We start from the raw sequence: 17,778 nt of genomic DNA on the forward strand, positions 1-17,778 counted from the left end.
CTTCGCCTGGACATCTGTTCGCGGTTCGGCAGTGGCGCCTTTTACCTGCGCGGCTTTTTCACCCGAGTGCTGGAACCCCACAAAGCGCGGTTCAGCAGGCTGCGTTTGCGCTTGCGCGGGATGAGGTCGACGTCGCTGACGAGCTTGGCGCCGCCCTCGCGCCGCTCCAGGGTGATCTTGCGGCTGTGGAAGGCTTCGAGCTCCGCACGATGCGCCACGCTGATGATGGTGACGTCAGGCAGTTCGCGGATCACCGTCAACATCATCGTGTCCTGGCTCTTCTCGTCGAGCGCCGAAGTCGCTTCATCCAGCACCACGATATCGGGGCGATGCAGCAGCAGGCGCGCGAAGGCGAGGCGTTGCTTTTCGCCGCCCGACAGCGTCTGGTCCCATGGCGCCTCTTCCTTGATCCTGCCGGTGAGATAGCCAAGCCCCACCTTGTCGAGGGCAGCCTTGATTTGCTTGATGGTCCACTTGTCCGCCGCCGCGGGATAGGCGACCGCGCGGCGAAGCGTTCCGGAAGGGATGTAGGGGCGTTGCGGCAGCATGAACAGGCGCCTGTCGGTGTGGAAATTGACGCTGCCGCCGCCCCATGGCCACAGGCCCGCGACGGCCCGCACCAGCGTCGACTTGCCTGAACCGGATTCGCCTGAAACCAGCACCCGCTCGCCCGGCTCGATCACGACCTCGGTTTCCTTGACCACGGAGGTGCCGTCGTCGAGTGTCACGGAAAGATTGTCGAGGCTGAGGATGGCGCCGTCTTCGGCTTCGCCTCGGTTGATGCGTCCGAGCGCATCGCTCTGCTCGGCGCGCTCGAGCCCGTCGAGCGACATCATCAGCGAGGCAATGCGCCGCGCGGAGGCGTTCCAGTCGGCGAGGCGCGGATAGTTGTCGACCAGCCAGCCGAACGCGCCTTGCACGATGCCAAAGGCAGACGCCGCCTGCATCACCTCGCCAAGCGTCATCGAGCCTTCGAGGAATTTTGGCGCGCACAAAAGGATCGGCACGACCGGCGCAAACAGGCTCGATCCCTGCGACACCGCCGCCGTGCGCATGTGCTGTCCGGTCAGCAGAGCCCATTGCCTCAGCACGTGGCCGAAATTTCTGTCGATACCGCTGCGCTCCTCGTCCTCGCCTCCCAGCAAGGCGATGCTCTCGCCGTTTTCGCGCACGCGCGTCAGCGTGTAACGCAGTTCGGCCTCCGCCTGGTTCTTCCGCTCGGAGAGCTGGACGAAATCGCGGCCGATGACCACCATCGAGGTCGAGGTGATGGCGGCATAGATGATCGCGGTGATGACCAGAAAGCCGGGAATGGTGATGCTCTCGCCGCCGATCGGCAGGGTGAGCGCGCCGCCGATGGTCCACAGCACGACGATAAAGGTCGAGGCCGACAGGAACGCGTTGAGGACGCCGGCGGTGAAATCGACCGGCGACTCGGTGGCGATGCGCAGGTCCTCGGTCATGCGGGCCTCGGGGTTCTGGTGGTCGCCGCCCACGAGGTTCAGCTGGTAGTATCGGCCGTTTGCCAGCCAGCGCGCGACGACCCCGGTGGTCAGCCAGGAACGCCAGCGGCGCTGGATCGTCATGCGCAGATAGACCTGCGCGACGACAAGGCTGCCGCTGCAGATCACCAGCGGCACGAATACGGCGCTGAGGAGATAGACCGTGCGGGCGTTGCGCTGCTCGAGGGCATCGAACATCGAGCGGTTCCAGACGTTGATGCCATACTGGAAACCGATGTTGATGCAGATCAGCAGCAGCACTCCGATCGTCAAAGGCCAGGCGAGCTTGTCGCCATGCCTCCCCCAATAGCCGCGCCCGCTGATCCAGAAACGCCGCAGCAGATATTTTTTGCGCGCCTGCTCGGCCTGCTCGGGCGTCAGCTTGGGATCGGGTTCGACGGCATCCGGCGGCGGCGCAGCCTCGCCAACGGGCTCAGACGCGGCTTCGGCGGCCGATGCTTTTTTCTCGCGCGGCGTGTCCTCGCGCGGTCCATCTCCGCGCGTTTGCCGTGACGGCTTTTCCCGACGCGACTTCGTGGCATCGCGCGCTTCGATGCCGTCGGCCGGTTTCGATTTGGGTTTTGCCTCGGACATATGCCCCGACAACGACCTCCATATCAAAAGGTTTCATGGTATGCGCCTGCCCGACGTTTCAGGAAACGCCCGTCATTGCGGATATAAAAGCCCAACGACATGTTCTGCGATGGCGAGGCTGGCGGTAAGGCCAGGGCTCTCGATGCCGAACAGATTGACGATCTGGCCGTCCCCGTGGTCAGCCGGTCCCAGGATGACGAAGTCGGCGGCCGGCTGTCCCGGACCGGACAGTTTCGGCCTGACACCGGCATAGGCCGGTTGCAGGGCGCCATCCGCCAGGCCGGACCAGTAGCGCCTGATTTCGTCGTAGAAGGCAGCGCCTCGTGCGGGATCGACGGTATAGTCGACGCGATCGATCCATTCGACATCTGGGCCAAAGCGCGCGCTCCCCGACATGTCGAGGGTCAGGTGCACGCCGAGGCCGCCATGGACTGGCACCGGATAGATCAGCCGCGAAAAGGGCGAGCGGCCGGAAAGCGCGAAATAATTGCCGCGCGCCAGCCACAGCGGCGGAACACGGTCTTGCGGGAGGCCTTCGATGCGGCCGGCGAGCGCCTGCGCGTCGAGGCCGGCGGCGTTGATGAAGGCGCCGGTCTTCAAGGTGAAACCCTCGCCATCGGCGTCGCGCGTGTCGATCCGGATGCCGTCCGCTTCGATGCTCGCGCCTGAGACAACGGTGAGCAAGGCGAAAGATGCGCCGGCCGCTTCCGCGTCTCCACGCAATGACAGCATCAGCGCCTGGCTGTCGACGATGCCGGTTGACGGCGACAGCAGCGCGCCGGCGCAGCTCAGCGCCGGTTCCAGGCTTTCGGCCTCTGCGCGCGTCAAAAGCTTGAGGTCACCGACTCCGCATTGCGCCGCGTTGATCTGGATCGCCTGCAGTTTGTCCAACTGGTCGGGTTCGACGGCAACGATCAGTTTGCCGGTGCGATGATGGGCGACGTCGTGCTCGCGGCAATAGGCATAGAGACGCTCGCGGCCGTTGACGCAGAGACGGGCCTTCAGGCTGCCCGGCGTATAATGAAGCCCGGCATGGATGACTTCCGAATTGCGCGAACTGGTGCCCGTGCCGATGGCTGCGGCCTTCTCGACCACCAGCACCTCGCGGCCCGACAGCGCCAGCGCGCGGGCAATGGCGAGGCCGACAACACCGGCGCCAGCGACAACGCAGTCGACATCATGCATAAGTGGACTTTAGCGCGAACTTCCCGCGCCTGCAAAAACCTTGTCGCCGCCAATCCACGCACCGGTGACGTCGAGGGCGTCCGACAGAGCGACGATATCGGCAGCCGTGCCATTGGCGAAGCGGCCGATCCGGTGGGCCTGGCGGACCGCCTGCGCCGGATAGAGCGAGGCCATGCGCAACGCTTCCGACAGGTCCAGCCCGACGATCCGGTGGACGTAGCGAACCGCCGAGATCATATCGAGATCGGCGCCGGCCAGCGTGCCGTCGGCCAGCCGCAGACTGCCATCCTTGCGATAGATGATGCGGCCGTTGAGGGTGAACGATGTCATGTCGGTGCCGATCGTTGCCATGGCGTCGGTGACCAGCACGATCCTGCCCGGCCCCTGCTTGGCGCGCAGCGCGATTGCCATGGTGGCGGGATCGACATGGATGCCGTCGGCGATGATCCCGGCCGACAGACTGCCTATGTCGATGGCCGCACCCGCCAGCCCCGGCTCACGGTTGCCGATCTGGCTCATGGCGTTGAACAGATGTGTGACCACGCTGGCGCCGGCATCGGCAAAGGCTCTGGCCGTGGCGTAGCCGGTGTCGGAATGGCCGAGGCTGACAATCACACCGGCCTTGGCCAAGGCCGCAACGCGGGCAGGCTCGACGGATTCAGGCGCTATCGTCGTCAGCAGCACCGGCAGGTTTTTGCGTGCCGCGACCAGCGCCGCTTCATCCGCATCCGTCATCGGCCGGATCAGCGCCGGTTCATGCGCGCCCTTGCGGGCGACGGAGAGATGCGGCCCTTCGAGATGCAGGCCGAGAAATCCCGGCAGTTTTTGCCGTGCCGCCCCGGTGCCGGCGGCAATGGCCGCGGCGGTGATGTCAGGCGTATCTGTGATCAGCGTCGGCAGCAGTGCGGTCGTGCCGAACGGCGCATGCGCCCGGCAGATTGTTGCCAGCGAGGCGACATCGGGATGGTCGTTGAGCATGACGCCGCCGCCGCCATTGACCTGCAGGTCGACAAAACCCGGCACCAGCATGCCGCCCCCGGCGTCGATGCGGGCAACGCCCGACGGAATGGCGCCGACGGGATGAATGCCTTCGACCACATCGCCGTGCACGACAAGGGCGGCGTTGTCATGCCAGTCGTCGCCATCGAAAATTCGGGCGCCAGTCAGGGCAAAACGGTCGCTCATACGGTTTCCGTCACCTTGCGCAGATTGCGCGGTACATCCGGATCGAGGCCGCGATGGCGGGCGAAGGCTTCGACGAAGCCGTAGAAGGAGACGATCAGCGTCAGCGGGTCAGTCAAGGGATGACCGGTGGCGACATGCGGCAGCCGCGCCGCGCTCTTGGCTTTGTCCGAGGTTACAAAAACGGCTGCACCCTTGCCGGCAAGGTTGTCGGCAGCCTCTGCCACGGACGGCTCGGAGGCATCGCGGGCGGCGAGCGCCAGCACCGGGAAGCCTGGCCCGACCAGGGCCAGCGGGCCGTGCATGACTTCGGCGGCGCTATAGGCCTCTGCATGCATGCCGCAGGTCTCCTTGAATTTCAGCGCCGCCTCGTTGGCCATCGCCGCCGACGGGCCACGTCCTAGGATGAACAGCGATTGCGGCGTCTCCAATGCGCCGGCCAGCGCCATCCAGTCGCAGGCGATCGCCTTGCTGAAATGCTCGGGCAGGCGGGCAAGGGCGGCCAGCAGTCTGTCGTCGCCGGTGCAATGCGCCATCAGCGCCAGGCCGGCGACCGCCGAATTGACGAATGTCTTGGTCGCCGCGACGCTGCGCTCGGGGCCGGCCAGAATGTCGATGGCAAAATCCGAAGCCCGCGCCAGCGGCGAATCGGCGGTGTTGGTGATGGCGACGGTGAGCGCACCGCCGGCTCGTGCCGTCTCGGCCATGGCGACGATATCAGGGCTTTTGCCGGATTGCGAGATGGCGAGGCAAGCCGAACCGGCGAGCTTGAGCTTGGCGCCGTAGATCGAGGCGACCGATGGACCGACCGAAGCGACGGCCAGGCCGGCGGTCAGTTCGACGGCATATTTCATGAAGGTGGCGGCATGGTCGGACGAACCGCGCGCGACGGTAACGACGAAGCTCGGATCGCGCTCGCGAATGCCGCGTCCGGCCTCGGTCAGCACCGCCGCCGAGCCATCGAGCAGACGCGCGACGGCTTGCGGAATTTCGTCGATCTCGCGCCGCATATGGGTGGTCTTGGGGATCATGGTCGGCCCTCTTCGCTCGGCCCTGTCAGGCGCAGTTCGGCGACGAAATCATAGGCGTCGCCGCGGTAGATGGAGCGGGTGAACTCGATCACCTTGCCGCTCGCGAGATAGGAAATGCGTTCGATGTGCAGGCCGGCAATGCCGGATGGCACTTCGAGCAGACGCGCATCGGCGTCGCCGAGATTGGCGGCGGAAATGCGCTGCACCGCCCGCACCGGCCGGTTGCCGGTCAGTTGCAGCGCCGCATAGAGTGACGAGCCTATCCCGGCCGGATCCGGCAGCACGCTGGCCGACAACGAGGCGCGCTCGATGGCCAGCGGCGTGTCGTTTGCGATGCGCAGGCGCGCCACGCGCGCCACCAGCTCGTTCGAGGACAGGCCGAGCACCATCATCTCGTCGGGCGAGGGCGGGTAGAGGTCGCGGTCGAGCCAGGCTGAACGCACCGCCATGCCGCGCCTTGCCATGTCCTCGGTGAATGAAGTGAGCCTGGACAGCGACTGCTCGACGCGCTCCATGCGCGGCGCCACGAAGGTGCCGGAGCCGTGGCGCTGCACGAGGATGCCGCCCTTGACTAGGTCCTGCACCGCCTTGCGGACGGTGACGCGCGAAATGTCGGCCTTGGTGGCGATGTCGCGCTCGGAAGGCAGCGCATCGCCCGGCCCGATCAGGCCGCGATTGACGGCGTCCTCGATGCTTTTCCTGAGCTGCAGGTAGAGCGGGGCGCCGCTCTGCGACGACTGCCTCAGCGTGGCGAAGATCTGGTCGGCGGCATCGCTCATCGCGTCGCCTCCGCTTTGACGAAGATGCGGGCCGCCATCTGCACGGCGCCGCCCAGGGCATCGTCGAGCGGCGCTTTCAGCAGCGCCTGGTAGCGCTGGGAAAGGCGCGGCCCATAGAGCGGCGCCAGCCCGCCGAGCAGGCAGAGCGGGGCGTCATCAGAGAGGTCGAGCGCGTGGAGCGACGCCTCGACATCGGCAACCGACTTGTCCACGATCCAGTTGGCGACGCTGTCGCCCTTCTCGGCATGCTCGAAAACCTTGGGCGCGAAGCCGCCGAAATCGCCGGGCTTGGCATTGGTGGTGAACTCGACCACGTCTTCGGGATTGTTGCGGAAAATGGCCATCATGCTGTCGGTCAGGGCTGAGCGCGGCCGGACGCCGTCATGGGCGAGCAGCGTCTGCTCCAGCAGGTCGCGGCCGATCCGGGCGCCGCTGCCTTGATCACCGACCTGAAAGCCCCAGCCGCCGATGGCGCGCGACGTGCCGCCCTTGCGCGCCATATAGGCGGTGCCGGTGCCGAGGATGGCCATGGCGCCGTCACCAGAGCCGACTGCCCCTTCGAGCGCGATCTCGGCGTCCGTCTCGACGCGGCTGATGCTGAACGGCAGGATCGCTTCAAGCTGCTGGCGATAGGTGCCGACATTGGCGCCGGCAAGGCCGAGAATGGCTGGTGTCTGCGGGATCAGGTCCGGATCTTGCCCGGCGGCGATGAAGGCCTGGCGAGCAGCCTCGACGATGTGGGTGCGAGCGCCGGTGAGATCGGTGCGGATGTTGGCGGCGCCGCTTTTGGCACGGCCAATGACAACGCCATCGCCTGTCGCAAGGGCTGCCCTGCAGCTGGTGCCGCCGCCGTCGATACCGAGCACGAATTTCACGCGATGTCTCCTCCGGGCGGATAATACCAATAAAATACCAATAGCCAAGGGATTAATTTCCGTTTCAAAAAGATTAAGGCGCATCAGGTTGAAAAACCCGGGAATTTTGCCGACTCAACGATTTCCAGTTCGCAATTTCGTTAATGCGTGTGGACAAGTGGTATTTTTTTGGTATTGTTCTTCCATCGGAGGGACAGGGATGACCGAACCGCGCACCGAAGCGCTTCACAGCAATGCCGAGGGACTGGACATCCAGGCCCCGGACGCCATCCTTTCTTCTTTGGTCAATGCGCAGATCGAGGCCGCCAAGGCTGTGCGCGACGCCATTCCCGCCATCGCCGCCGCAGCCGAAATCATCGCCGGGCGGCTGAACGGCGGCGGCAAGCTCGCCTATGCTGCGGCCGGCAGCTCCGGCCTGATGGCGCTGGCCGACGCGCTGGAGTTGCCCGGCACCTTCGGCATCAAGCGCGAACGCATCGCCATCCTCATCGCCGGTGGCGACGACGCTTTCAAGACCCTGGCCGGCGGACCGGAAGACGACACCGACGAAGCCTCGACGGCAATTGCCGGCGCCGGCATCGGCAAGGGCGACTGCCTGATCGCCATTTCGGCCAGCGGCTCGACGCCTTATGCGGTGCAGGCGCTGAAGGATGCGCGCAGCCGGGGCGCGGCAACCATCGCCATTGCCAACAACAAGGACACGCCCCTGCTCAGGCTGGCCGACGTCGCCATCCTGCTCGAGACGCCACCGGAGGTGATTGCCGGCTCGACGCGCATGGGCGCCGGCACTGCCCAGAAGATCGCGCTCAACATGCTGTCGACGCTTACCGCCATTCATCTCGGCCATGTCCATGACGGCTACATGGTCAATCTCACCGCCGACAACATCAAGCTGCGCGACCGCGCGGCTCGCATCGTCGCCGCTATCAGCGGCCGCGACCGGCAAGACGCCGTGCGGCTGCTCGAAGCGAGCGGCGGCGTCGTCAAGACAGCCATTCTGCTCGCCGCCGGCGCTGCCAACGCCGTTGCGGCCGAGAAGATACTGGAAGGGACCGGCCAGAAGCTGCGGCCAGCCCTTTCCGCGATCGAGGGGAACAAGGGCGTGAAGGCCCCTGTTCTCAAAACCGAACCTGAAAAAGGTCAACAGGGAGACTAGCATGACAACGAAATTACTGACGGCACTGCTTCTCGGCACCAGCATTCTCGGCACCGCCGGGTTGGCTCACGCCGATGACGTAACGCTCAATATCGAAAGCTGGCGCGGCGACGACCTTGCCATCTGGAAGGACAAGCTGATCCCGGCCTTTGAGGCCAAGAACCCGGGCATCAAAGTGGTGTTCGCACCGTCGGCGCCGACCGAGTATGACGCCGCACTCGGCGCCAAGCTCGCCGCCGGCTCGGCTGGCGACCTGATCACCTGCCGCCCGTTCGACAAGTCGCTCGAACTGTTCAAGAAGGGCAACCTTGCCGACCTGTCGGCGCTGCCCGGCATGGAAAACTTTTCGACCGTTGCCAAGGCCGCCTGGCAGACCGACGACGGCAAGGCGAGCTTCTGCGTGCCGATGGCCTCGGTCATTCACGGCTTCATCTACAACAAGGACGCCTTCGACAAGCTCGGCCTCAAGGTGCCGACGACGCGTGACGAGTTCTTCGCCGCGCTCGACAAGATCAAGGCCGACGGCACCTACATCCCGATGGCCATGGGCACCAAGGACCTCTGGGAAGCCGCGACCATGGGCTATCAGAACATCGGTCCGAACTACTGGAAGGGCGAAGAGGGCCGCGCAGCGCTGATCAAGGGCGACCAGAAGCTGACCGACAAGGACTGGGTTGCTCCCTATGAGGAACTGGCCAAGTGGAAGCCTTATCTCGGCGACGGCTTCGAGGCCCAGACCTATCCGGACAGCCAGAACCTGTTCACGCTTGGCCGCGCCGCCATCTACCCGGCGGGATCGTGGGAGATCGGCCTGTTCAACACCCAGGCGCAGTTCAAGATGGGCGCCTTCCCGCCGCCGGTCGAGAAGGCCGGCGACACCTGCTACATCTCCGACCATACCGATATCGGCATGGGCCTGAATGCGGCGTCGAAGAATGCCGACGCGGCCAAGACCTTTCTGTCCTGGGTCGCCTCGCCGGACTTCGCCACCATCTACGCCAACGCACTGCCGGGCTTCTTCAGCCTAAATTCCACCCCGGTGAAGATGGAAGACCCGCTGGCGCAGGAATTCGTCTCCTGGCGCGACAAGTGCAAGTCGACGATCCGCTCGACCTACCAGATCCTGTCGCGCGGCACGCCGAACCTCGAGAACGAAACCTGGGTTGAATCGGCCAACGTCATCAACGGCACCGACACGCCGGAAGCTGCCGCCAAGAAGCTGCAGGACGGCCTCGACAGCTGGTACAAGCCGGGCAAGTAAGCTCAGAGACAGACAGGGCCCCAAGTGGACGGCCCTGCGTTTTTCGAAAGCATCATCGACTGCGAACGACGGCGCCGCCCCTCATCCGCCTGCCGGCACCTTCTCCCCGTATAGTGACGGGGAGAAGGATCAGCCGAAACGCAGGCGCCCCCTCTCCCCGTCCTTCACGGGGAGAGGGTAAGGGTGAGGGGGCAGCGCTGCCGTCGAAGGCATTGCTAAACCTCGGCGGGGACCGCACTCATGGCCGCACAAACACGACCGAAACGACCGTTCCGCTGGCATATCGGCGTCTTCCTGGCGCCGGCGCTGCTGGTCTATACGGCGATCATGATCCTGCCGCTCGCCGGCACGCTGCAGCTGTCGCTGTTCCGCAATGTCGATCAGCATCAGGTGTTCGTCGGTTTCACTAATTTCCGTACGTTGTTCGGCGACCCCAACTGGTCGGTCGGCTTCTGGAACGCGCTGCGGAACAATACCTGGTTCTTCATCATCCACATGGTGGTGCAGAACCCGATCGGTGTCATGCTAGCGGCATTGCTGTCCAGCCCGAGGCTGAGATTCGCCGCCTTCTACCGCACCGCGATCTTCGTGCCGACCATCCTGTCCTTCGTCATCGTCGGCTTCGCCTGGAAACTGATCCTGTCGCCGTTATGGGGCGTGGCGCCGCATCTGATGGACCTGGTCGGCTTGAAAAGCCTGTTCACGCCGTGGCTGGGCAAGGAGCGATATGCGCTGACCGCGCTCAGCCTGATCTCGGTGTGGCAGTTCGTCGGCATCCCGATGATGCTGATCTATGCAGCCCTTTTGTCGATCCCCGAAGAGGTGATCGAGGCGGCCGAATGTGACGGCATCACCGGCATGTCGCAGTTCTGGAAGATCAAGCTGCCGCTGATCCTGCCGTCGATCGGCATCATCTCGATCCTGACCTTCGTCGGCAATTTCAACGCCTTCGACCTGATCTACACCGCGCAAGGGGCGCTCGCCGGCCCGAACTATTCGACCGATATTCTGGGCACTTTCCTCTACCGCGCCTTCTTCGGCTTTCAGCTGCAGACCGGCGATCCCAATATGGGCGCGGCGATCGCCACGATGATGTTCCTGATCATCCTCGGCGGCGTCTGCGTCTACCTCTTCCTCGTCCAGACGCGCCTGCGTCGCTACCAGTTTTAGAGGGGCGAGATGTCGAGCTTGAACACCCCCCTCTGGCCTGCCGGCCATCTCCCCCGCAAGTGGGGAGATTGGCAGCTCTGGCCTTGCCGCTCGTCTTGCAACGTTGGCGATTGGCGAAAGCAGTCGCGGCATCTGATCTCCCCCCTTGCTGGGGAGATGTCCGGCAGGACAGAGGGGGGTGCCTTGGCGCCAACCTCGCCTGCCTTGGCTCGTCAGGAGACCTTCCAATGAGCACCGCCACTCGTTCGCTGCCCCGCACCATCGGCGCCCACGCGATCCTGCTGACCTACACGGCGATCGCGCTGTTTCCGGTGATCCTGGTCATCATGAATTCGTTCAAGTCCCGCGCCGGCATCTTCAGCGAACCGCTGACGCCGCCGACGCCAAAGACCTTCGACCTGATCGGATATACCACCGTGATCGGGCAGGGCGACTTCATCCACTATTTTCAGAACAGCCTCGTCGTCACCGTCGCCTCGCTGTTCTTCGTGCTTCTGTTCGGCGCGATGGCGGCGTTCGCGCTGTCGGAATACCGCTTCCGCGGCAACACGCTGATGGGGCTTTACCTCGCGCTCGGCATCATGATCCCGATCCGGCTCGGCACCGTCGCCATCCTGCAATTGATGGTGGCGAGCGGGCTGGTCAACACGCTGACGGCGCTGATCCTGGTCTACACCGCGCAGGGGCTGCCGCTGGCCGTCTTCATCCTGTCGGAATTCATGAAGCAGGTGTCCGACGATCTGAAGAATGCCGGCCGGATCGACGGCCTGTCGGAATACACCATCTTCTTCCGGCTGGTGCTGCCGCTGGTGCGGCCCTCGATGGCGACGGTCGCCGTCTTCACCATGATCCCGATCTGGAACGATCTGTGGTTCCCACTGATCCTGGCGCCGTCGGAAGAGACCAAGACGGTGACGCTCGGCGCGCAGTTGTTCCTCGGCCAGTTCGTCACCAACTGGAACGCCATCCTGGCCGCACTCTCGCTGGCGATCATGCCGGTGCTGACCCTCTACGTCATCTTCTCGCGGCAGCTGATCCGCGGCATCACATCCGGAGCCGTCAAGTGAGCGGAGCCCTACAAATCTCTGCTGGAGCCTTCACCCCACCCGGCGCTGCGCGCCGACCTCCCCATCAAGGGGAGGTAAAAGGTCGTGGCTTCATTCACGACCGCCAAAGGGCGACTTTCGGAGAAGCTTCTTTGGCAGTGAGGGTGTTCGCGCCAACGTCCTACCTCCCCTCGATGGGGAGGTCGGCGCGAAGCGCCGGGTGGGGTGACACCCTCTCAGAAGGAACAACTGGAACATCTGGAGTAGTTAGGTGACCTCTAAATCGCCCCTTCGCGTCGTCGTCGCAGGCCTCGGTAATATGGGGCGTAGCCATGCGCTGGCCTACCACACTAATCCGGGCTTCGAGATCGCGGCCCTGATCAACCGCTCCGACGTGCCGTTACCGGACGGGCTGTCGGGCTATGGCATCAGGCGCTCCTTCGACGACGCGTTGCGCGATGAAAAGCCGGATGTCGCCTGCATCGCCACCTATTCCGACAGCCATGCCGACTATGCGGTGAAGGCATTCGAGGCCGGCTGCCACGTCTTCGTCGAGAAGCCGCTCGCAACGACGGTGGCGGACGCCAAGCGCGTCGTCGCCGCGGCCAAGGCCAACGGCCGAAAATTGGTGATCGGCTACATCCTGCGCCACCACCCGTCCTGGGTCAGGCTGATCGCCGAGGCGCGCAAGCTCGGCGGCCCTTACGTGTTTCGCATGAACCTCAACCAGCAATCGTCAGGCCCGACCTGGCAGACGCACAAGCAGTTGATGCAGACGACGTCGCCGATCGTTGATTGCGGCGTGCACTATCTCGACGTGATGCTGCAGATCACCGACGCAAGGCCGGTCGAGGTGCGCGGCATGGGGCTGCGGCTGACCGAGGAGATCGCGCCGACAATGTACAATTACGGCCATCTCCAGGTGCTGTTCGACGACGGCTCGGTCGGCTGGTACGAAGCTGCCTGGGGACCGATGATTTCGGAAACGGCGTTCTTCGTGAAGGACGTGATGTCGCCCAATGGCTGCGTGTCGATCGTCATGAAGGAAGGTGTGAAGTCGGACGACATCGACACCCACACCAAGACCTCGACCATCCGCCTGCACAGCGCTGCGACGGGTGCGGACGGCAAGTTCGCCAGGCCGGACGAGATGCTGTCGATGGACGGCGAACCCGGCCACCAGGACCTCTGCGACCTCGAACAGGCCTTCGTGCTGAAGGCGATCCGGGAAGACATCGACCTGACCCGCCACCTGGACGACGCGGTGAAATCGCTCGCCGTCTGCCTTGCCGCCGATGAGAGCGTGCGCAGCGGCGCCCCAGTTAAGCTCTAGTAGGGCAAACTCTAGAACAAGGACGAAGCCGTGGGCTCGCTGGTAATCGAGAATGTGAAGAAGGCCTTCGGGCCGGTCGAGGTGCTGAAAGGCATCAACCTCGAAGTGACCGACGGCGAATTCGTCGTCTTCGTCGGCCCATCTGGCTGCGGCAAGTCAACCTTGCTCAGGGTCATCGCCGGGCTGGAGGATTCGACCTCCGGCAGGGTGGTGATCGACGGCGCCGATGTCTCGGCCACGCCCCCGGCAAAACGCGGCATCGCCATGGTGTTCCAGACGTACGCGCTCTACCCGCATCTGACGGTGAAGAACAATATGGGCCTCGGCCTCAAGCAGGCCGGCACGCCCGCCCCGGAGATCGAACGCCGCATCGGCGTCGCCTCGTCGATGCTGTCGCTGGAACCGTATCTCGAGCGGCGGCCGGCGGAACTGTCGGGCGGCCAGCGCCAGCGCGTCGCCATCGGCCGCGCCGTGGTGCGTGAGCCAAAACTGTTTCTCTTCGACGAGCCCTTGTCGAACCTCGATGCAGCGCTGCGCGTCAACACGCGGCTCGAGATCGCGCAGCTGCACCGGCGGCTGAAGGCGACGATGATCTACGTCACCCACGACCAGGTCGAGGCGATGACGCTGGCCGACAAGATCGTCGTGCTCAACGCCGGCCAGATCGAGCAGATCGGCGGCCCGATGGAGCTTTACAATTCGCCGGCAAACGAGTTCGTCGCCGGCTTTATCGGCTCGCCGAAGATGAATTTCATCGACGGCGCCAGATTGGGCGAGACGGCCAAGACGATCGGCGTGCGGCCGGAGCATCTGACCGTGGATCCAAGGTCCGGCGCGTGGAAGGGAACGGTGGTGCATGCCGAACATCTCGGCGCCGACACCAACCTCTATCTCGACTGCGAAAAGGCCGGGCTGATCACGGTCCGCATTTTCGGTGTCTACGACGCCGAGCCAGGTGCGACGCTGTATGCAACGCCGGAGCCGGGTAAGACATACCGGTTTGGGGCGGACGGGAAGACGATCAAGTAATCCTTCGCCGACAGCAACCACGGCGATCATACCGTACCGAGCAGCACCGCGCCGTGGATCGCCGCCTGCCAGCCCAGGGCCGCCCAGCGTATGTCCAGAGGCTCTACAACAAGCGAATGCGGCAGGCTCTCCGCGATGCGCTGCTTGAGCGCCTTGCGGGGATAGGCCTTCATGTCGACGATACCGCCGCCGATCAGGATCGTCTGCGGGGAAAACAGGGCTGCTGCCGTTGCGACGGTCACCGCCTGCTGCCAGACGATCTCATCGAGCCATTCGCGCAGCGATGGCGGCTGCCCGGCCGCCGAAAACAGATCGGCCACCGGGATATCGTAGTCCGTCGCGAGTTCGACGAGCGTTGCTCCCAAGGCATAGGTCTCGACCCGGTTTGGCGGTCCGCTTTCGTCGGGTCGGTAGATCGGCATGTGGCCGATCTCGAGCGCCCAGCCGCCGCCCCTGAAAATGCCGTCCTTGCCGAGATAGGCTGCACCAATGCCGGTGCCGAGATAGACCGCCAGCACCTCCTTTTGCTGCTTCACCGCGCCGGCAACGCTTTCGCCCAGCAATTGCAGCACGACGTCGCGTTCGAGCCGCACGGGAACGCGGAGCCGCGATGCCAGTTCCGTACCCAGCCGGATGCCGTTCAGCTCGCGAATGTTGGCCGTGTGCAGCACCGTGTCGAAGTCGCGGTCGATGAACCCAGGCACCGTCGCAACGACCCGTGCAGGTTTGAGCCCGGCATTGCGGCAGGCTGCGGTGACCGCATCTGCCAATCCCACCACCGGCGCGCCCTGGCGCAGTTGCGCGGTAGGGTAGGTGCGGGCGAAATCCACCGGGTGGCCGCGATCGGCAAAGCCAACCTTGACCGACGTGCCGCCGATCTCGACCACGGCGATGGTCTCCTCCGTCGTTTTGTCGGTCATGCGAGCGGTTCCAGGAATTCCGAAAGACAGGCGCGGAATTCCAGCCGGTAGGCGGCGCGATCCTGCGATTTGGCTGTGATGGTGCAAAGCCGGGCCGACGGAATGAGTCCGGCCAGCGTCTGTGCGTCGGCCAGGCGATGGACGAGGTCATGGTCATGGCCGATGACAAGAGTCGGCACCGCGATAGCGCGGATGTCCGCCTCGCTCACGCCGGGACCATCGCCGGCGATCGCCGAAAGCAGCCTGCCGAACAGAACCGGGTCCGGGCGAGTGAAGAAGCCTTGCAGGCTGCCGAGATTGTCCGGCGCCAATCTGGCCAGTTCGCCGGCAACAGCGCTGTCATCGAACAGACGCCTGGCGTCTTCAGGCGAATGCCGCATCAAGAGATCGCCGACGACGGCATAGGGCCTCATATTTTCCGGAGCCGCCTGGGCTACCCAGGCGGGCCGGGCGAGCACCAAAGCGCGCACACGGGCCGGCCTATGCACCGCCAGGCGCAGCGCCAGTGCGGCACCCATCGAGATGCCGCCGACGACGGCCGAGCCGATGCCTAGAGCGTCGGCCAGCGCTTCGACGTCTTCGGCAAACGTCGCAACCGAAAGCCGCTCGACCGGCCCGTAGCCGGATCCACCCTGGCCCCGGCATTCGAGCGTCACCCGCCGGGTCACCGGCAGATCGGGAAACAGGTCGGCGACCTGCGCTTCATCACCGCCCAGCCCATGCTGAAAGATGACGGGAAGCCCGGCGCCGACGTCCCGGTAGGCAAGATCGACGCCATCGCGGCTGAAGGTCTCTTTCACGCGCGCTCGCTCTCTTCCAGTACGGTGCGCAGAAAGGCGCCGACACCTGGCGCCTCGGCCTCTGTCAGGCCATGTGTGATCAAGGGGCCGTCGAACCCGGCAGCCTTCAGGCGGCCGATGAAATGCGGGAAGTCGACCACGCCCTTTCCGGCTGCGGCAAAACTGCCATCGGCATGGCGGTCCTTGGCATGGGCCATGCCGATCTCGGCGGCCAGCAGATCGATGGCTTCGTCGATGAGGCGATGACGCTCCGCGCTGTCGGCCACTTCGAACAGATTGGCCGGGTCGAGCACGATGCGCAGCCGCGTGCTGTTCATTTCGTCCAGCAGGCGGCGCGCGGCCCGGGCGCTGGAGAGGACATTGGCCAGTTCCGGTTCGATGCCAAGCTCGATGTCGAAGCGCTCGGCAATCGCGATCGCCGCTTCCATCTCCGTCCGCAGATCGCTCCATGCCGCCTCGCTTGCATTGTCGGGATGCCAGCGCCACTGATCCTGCGCATCCCTTGTGCCGGTGCACAGCGTAATCAGACGGGTGCCCATATCGGCGCATGACGCGGCCAGTACCTCAAGCCGGGCAAGACCTGACACACGAACCGTGCGATCCGGGTGGATCATGTTGTAGGTTCCCGAAACCGCCGCGATCGAAACGCCGGCCTCGCCGCTCGCCTCAGCGACGGACCGGGCCGCGCCGAGCTCAATGCTGTCCGGCATCGACGGCAGTCCAAGGCACGCCATGTTGAACTGCGCCGCCGTGTAGCCGCCGTCCGCGACCGCGCGCAGCACCGGCAAGGCGCCGGTGGTGGCGAAGGTCTTGGCGAAAATCCCAAGCTGCATCACACGACCCCGTCGACATCGGCCAGACGGACGGCGCGGCCGCCGGCAGCGGCCGAGCGGGCGATGGCCGCCATGCCCCTGACCGAGGCGATGCCGTCCTCGATGCCGGCGCCGATCATCGGCGCGCCATTCAGCACGACATCGGCAAAGCCTTCGAGCTGCCGGCGATAGAAGTGGCCGTCTGCGCCAAGCGTGCGATGCCAGCTGCCATCGGCCTCGCGGAAAATGTCGACCTCGCTGCTCTTGTAGTACCAGGGGTTATAGGTCTTCGCGAGAACGCTGCCGTTCTGACCATAGATCTGAAACCCTTCGTGCCAGTCCATGCGCACGGCAACCGTCAGGTCGAGATGGCCGACCGACCCGTCGGCGAAGATGGTGGTGATGAACCAGCAATAGGCGCCGTAGCGCTCGGTGAGCCGGGCCTCGACCGCCTCGATTGGGCCGTGCAGATGGCGCGCCGTGTCGATGAGGTGGCTGCCATGCGCCAGCATGTAATACTGGCGCAGATCCGCCTTGGGATTGACGGAAGGCTTGCGCGCCTTGGCGCTGGTGATGATGAGCGGTTGCACCGCATCGGTCATCGGGTAGCGGTGGGTGCTGTCGCAGTACCAGCCTTTGAACGCCAGCCGCTCGCCCATTTCGTCGTCGACGAAAGCCTTGGCCGCCTGGATGCCGGGATCGAAGCGCTTCATATGGCCGACCTGGAGCACCTTGCCGCTCTTGTCGAGCGTGGCCCGCAAGCCTTCGACCTCCTCGACCGAAACGCCCAGCGGCTTTTCGCAAAGCACATACTTGCCGGCATCGAGCGCCAGTTCCGCGGCCTTGACGTGAAAAATGTCCGATGTCGCGATGATGACGGCATCGAGATCGGGATCGGCCAGCATCAGGCCGTAGTCGGCATAGGATTTTTCAGGCGCGTAGGTCGCCGCCATCCTGTCGCGCAGATCGTCGGCGACATCGCAGATGGCATAGAGATCGGTATTGCGTGCCTTGGTGCAGGATTCGAAATGCGCCGCCTGGGCAATCGGACCGCAGCCGAGCACGCCGACACGCAGCCGCTTTTCGTCTTTGCGAGGCATGGA

General features: G+C 64.7%; 16 protein-coding genes. 6 read left to right on the top strand and 10 right to left on the bottom strand.

Translation table 11 applies throughout. The features are described from left to right. Positions 1-41: 41 nt before the first annotated feature. The 6 genes from NKI15_RS21865 to NKI15_RS21890 form a co-directional block, all read right to left on the bottom strand. On the bottom strand, positions 42-2,096 hold the full coding sequence (locus NKI15_RS21865; protein ID WP_023806188.1) for an ABC transporter ATP-binding protein/permease: 2,055 nt from the start codon (positions 2,094-2,096) through the stop codon (positions 42-44). Positions 2,097-2,168: 72 nt separating this feature from the next. Next, a complete protein-coding gene (locus tag NKI15_RS21870) occupies positions 2,169-3,281 on the bottom strand; it encodes an NAD(P)/FAD-dependent oxidoreductase (RefSeq protein ID WP_023711286.1) in 1,113 nt (370 codons plus the stop codon). Between the two features lie 9 nt (positions 3,282-3,290). Beyond that, positions 3,291-4,466 carry an N-acetylglucosamine-6-phosphate deacetylase gene (gene nagA, locus NKI15_RS21875; protein WP_352500288.1) on the bottom strand — a complete coding sequence of 392 codons (1,176 nt, stop codon included), beginning with the start codon at positions 4,464-4,466 and terminating at the stop codon, positions 3,291-3,293. Further along, entirely contained in the window at positions 4,463-5,494 is a 1,032-nt protein-coding gene (locus NKI15_RS21880; RefSeq protein ID WP_023684262.1) for an SIS domain-containing protein, read from the bottom strand. The genes nagA and NKI15_RS21880 overlap by 4 nt, the downstream gene beginning before the upstream one ends. Next, entirely contained in the window at positions 5,491-6,273 is a 783-nt protein-coding gene (locus tag NKI15_RS21885) for a GntR family transcriptional regulator (RefSeq protein WP_023668847.1), read from the bottom strand. Before NKI15_RS21885 ends, NKI15_RS21880 begins: the two co-directional genes overlap by 4 nt. Next, positions 6,270-7,148: a glucosamine kinase nucleotide-binding domain-containing protein gene (locus NKI15_RS21890; protein ID WP_023668846.1), complete on the bottom strand. Its 879-nt coding sequence runs from the start codon at positions 7,146-7,148 to the stop codon at positions 6,270-6,272. Before NKI15_RS21890 ends, NKI15_RS21885 begins: the two co-directional genes overlap by 4 nt. Before the next feature lie 199 nt (positions 7,149-7,347). On the opposite strand from NKI15_RS21890, the gene NKI15_RS21895 reads away from it, so the two are divergent. From NKI15_RS21895 to NKI15_RS21920, 6 genes are all read left to right on the top strand, one after another. Next, entirely contained in the window at positions 7,348-8,304 is a 957-nt protein-coding gene (locus tag NKI15_RS21895; RefSeq protein ID WP_023729668.1) for an N-acetylmuramic acid 6-phosphate etherase, read from the top strand. Position 8,305: 1 nt separating this feature from the next. Beyond that, positions 8,306-9,565 (top strand): ABC transporter substrate-binding protein, encoded by a 1,260-nt coding sequence (locus tag NKI15_RS21900; RefSeq protein WP_352514602.1) that lies wholly within the window; start codon positions 8,306-8,308, stop codon positions 9,563-9,565. Between the two features lie 240 nt (positions 9,566-9,805). Beyond that, positions 9,806-10,735, top strand: a complete 930-nt coding sequence (locus NKI15_RS21905; RefSeq protein ID WP_023668843.1) for a carbohydrate ABC transporter permease — start codon at positions 9,806-9,808, stop codon at positions 10,733-10,735. A 227-nt stretch (positions 10,736-10,962) separates the two neighbouring features. Next, a complete protein-coding gene (locus NKI15_RS21910; protein ID WP_023668842.1) occupies positions 10,963-11,802 on the top strand; it encodes a carbohydrate ABC transporter permease in 840 nt (279 codons plus the stop codon). 250 nt (positions 11,803-12,052) lie between these two features. After that, positions 12,053-13,114 (top strand): Gfo/Idh/MocA family protein, encoded by a 1,062-nt coding sequence (locus tag NKI15_RS21915; protein ID WP_023668841.1) that lies wholly within the window; start codon positions 12,053-12,055, stop codon positions 13,112-13,114. 30 nt (positions 13,115-13,144) lie between these two features. Continuing rightward, positions 13,145-14,143, top strand: a complete 999-nt coding sequence (locus NKI15_RS21920) for an ABC transporter ATP-binding protein (protein WP_023668840.1) — start codon at positions 13,145-13,147, stop codon at positions 14,141-14,143. A gap of 26 nt (positions 14,144-14,169) precedes the next feature. On the opposite strand, the gene NKI15_RS21925 is transcribed toward NKI15_RS21920, so the two are convergent. The 4 genes from NKI15_RS21925 to NKI15_RS21940 are packed head-to-tail and all read right to left on the bottom strand — an operon-like array spanning position 14,170 to position 17,775. Then, positions 14,170-15,063: an ROK family protein gene (locus NKI15_RS21925; protein ID WP_352514601.1), complete on the bottom strand. Its 894-nt coding sequence runs from the start codon at positions 15,061-15,063 to the stop codon at positions 14,170-14,172. After that, positions 15,060-15,863, bottom strand: a complete 804-nt coding sequence (locus tag NKI15_RS21930; protein WP_352514600.1) for an alpha/beta fold hydrolase — start codon at positions 15,861-15,863, stop codon at positions 15,060-15,062. The genes NKI15_RS21925 and NKI15_RS21930 overlap by 4 nt, the downstream gene beginning before the upstream one ends. Further along, positions 15,860-16,696 (bottom strand): sugar phosphate isomerase/epimerase family protein, encoded by an 837-nt coding sequence (locus tag NKI15_RS21935; protein ID WP_352514599.1) that lies wholly within the window; start codon positions 16,694-16,696, stop codon positions 15,860-15,862. The genes NKI15_RS21930 and NKI15_RS21935 overlap by 4 nt, the downstream gene beginning before the upstream one ends. Further along, on the bottom strand, positions 16,696-17,775 hold the full coding sequence (locus NKI15_RS21940) for a Gfo/Idh/MocA family protein (RefSeq protein ID WP_352514598.1): 1,080 nt from the start codon (positions 17,773-17,775) through the stop codon (positions 16,696-16,698). Before NKI15_RS21940 ends, NKI15_RS21935 begins: the two co-directional genes overlap by 1 nt. Positions 17,776-17,778: the final 3 nt, after the last annotated feature.

It is taken from the genome of Mesorhizobium sp. M0862, assembly GCF_040319795.1.
Taxonomy (GTDB): Bacteria; Pseudomonadota; Alphaproteobacteria; order Rhizobiales; family Rhizobiaceae; genus Mesorhizobium.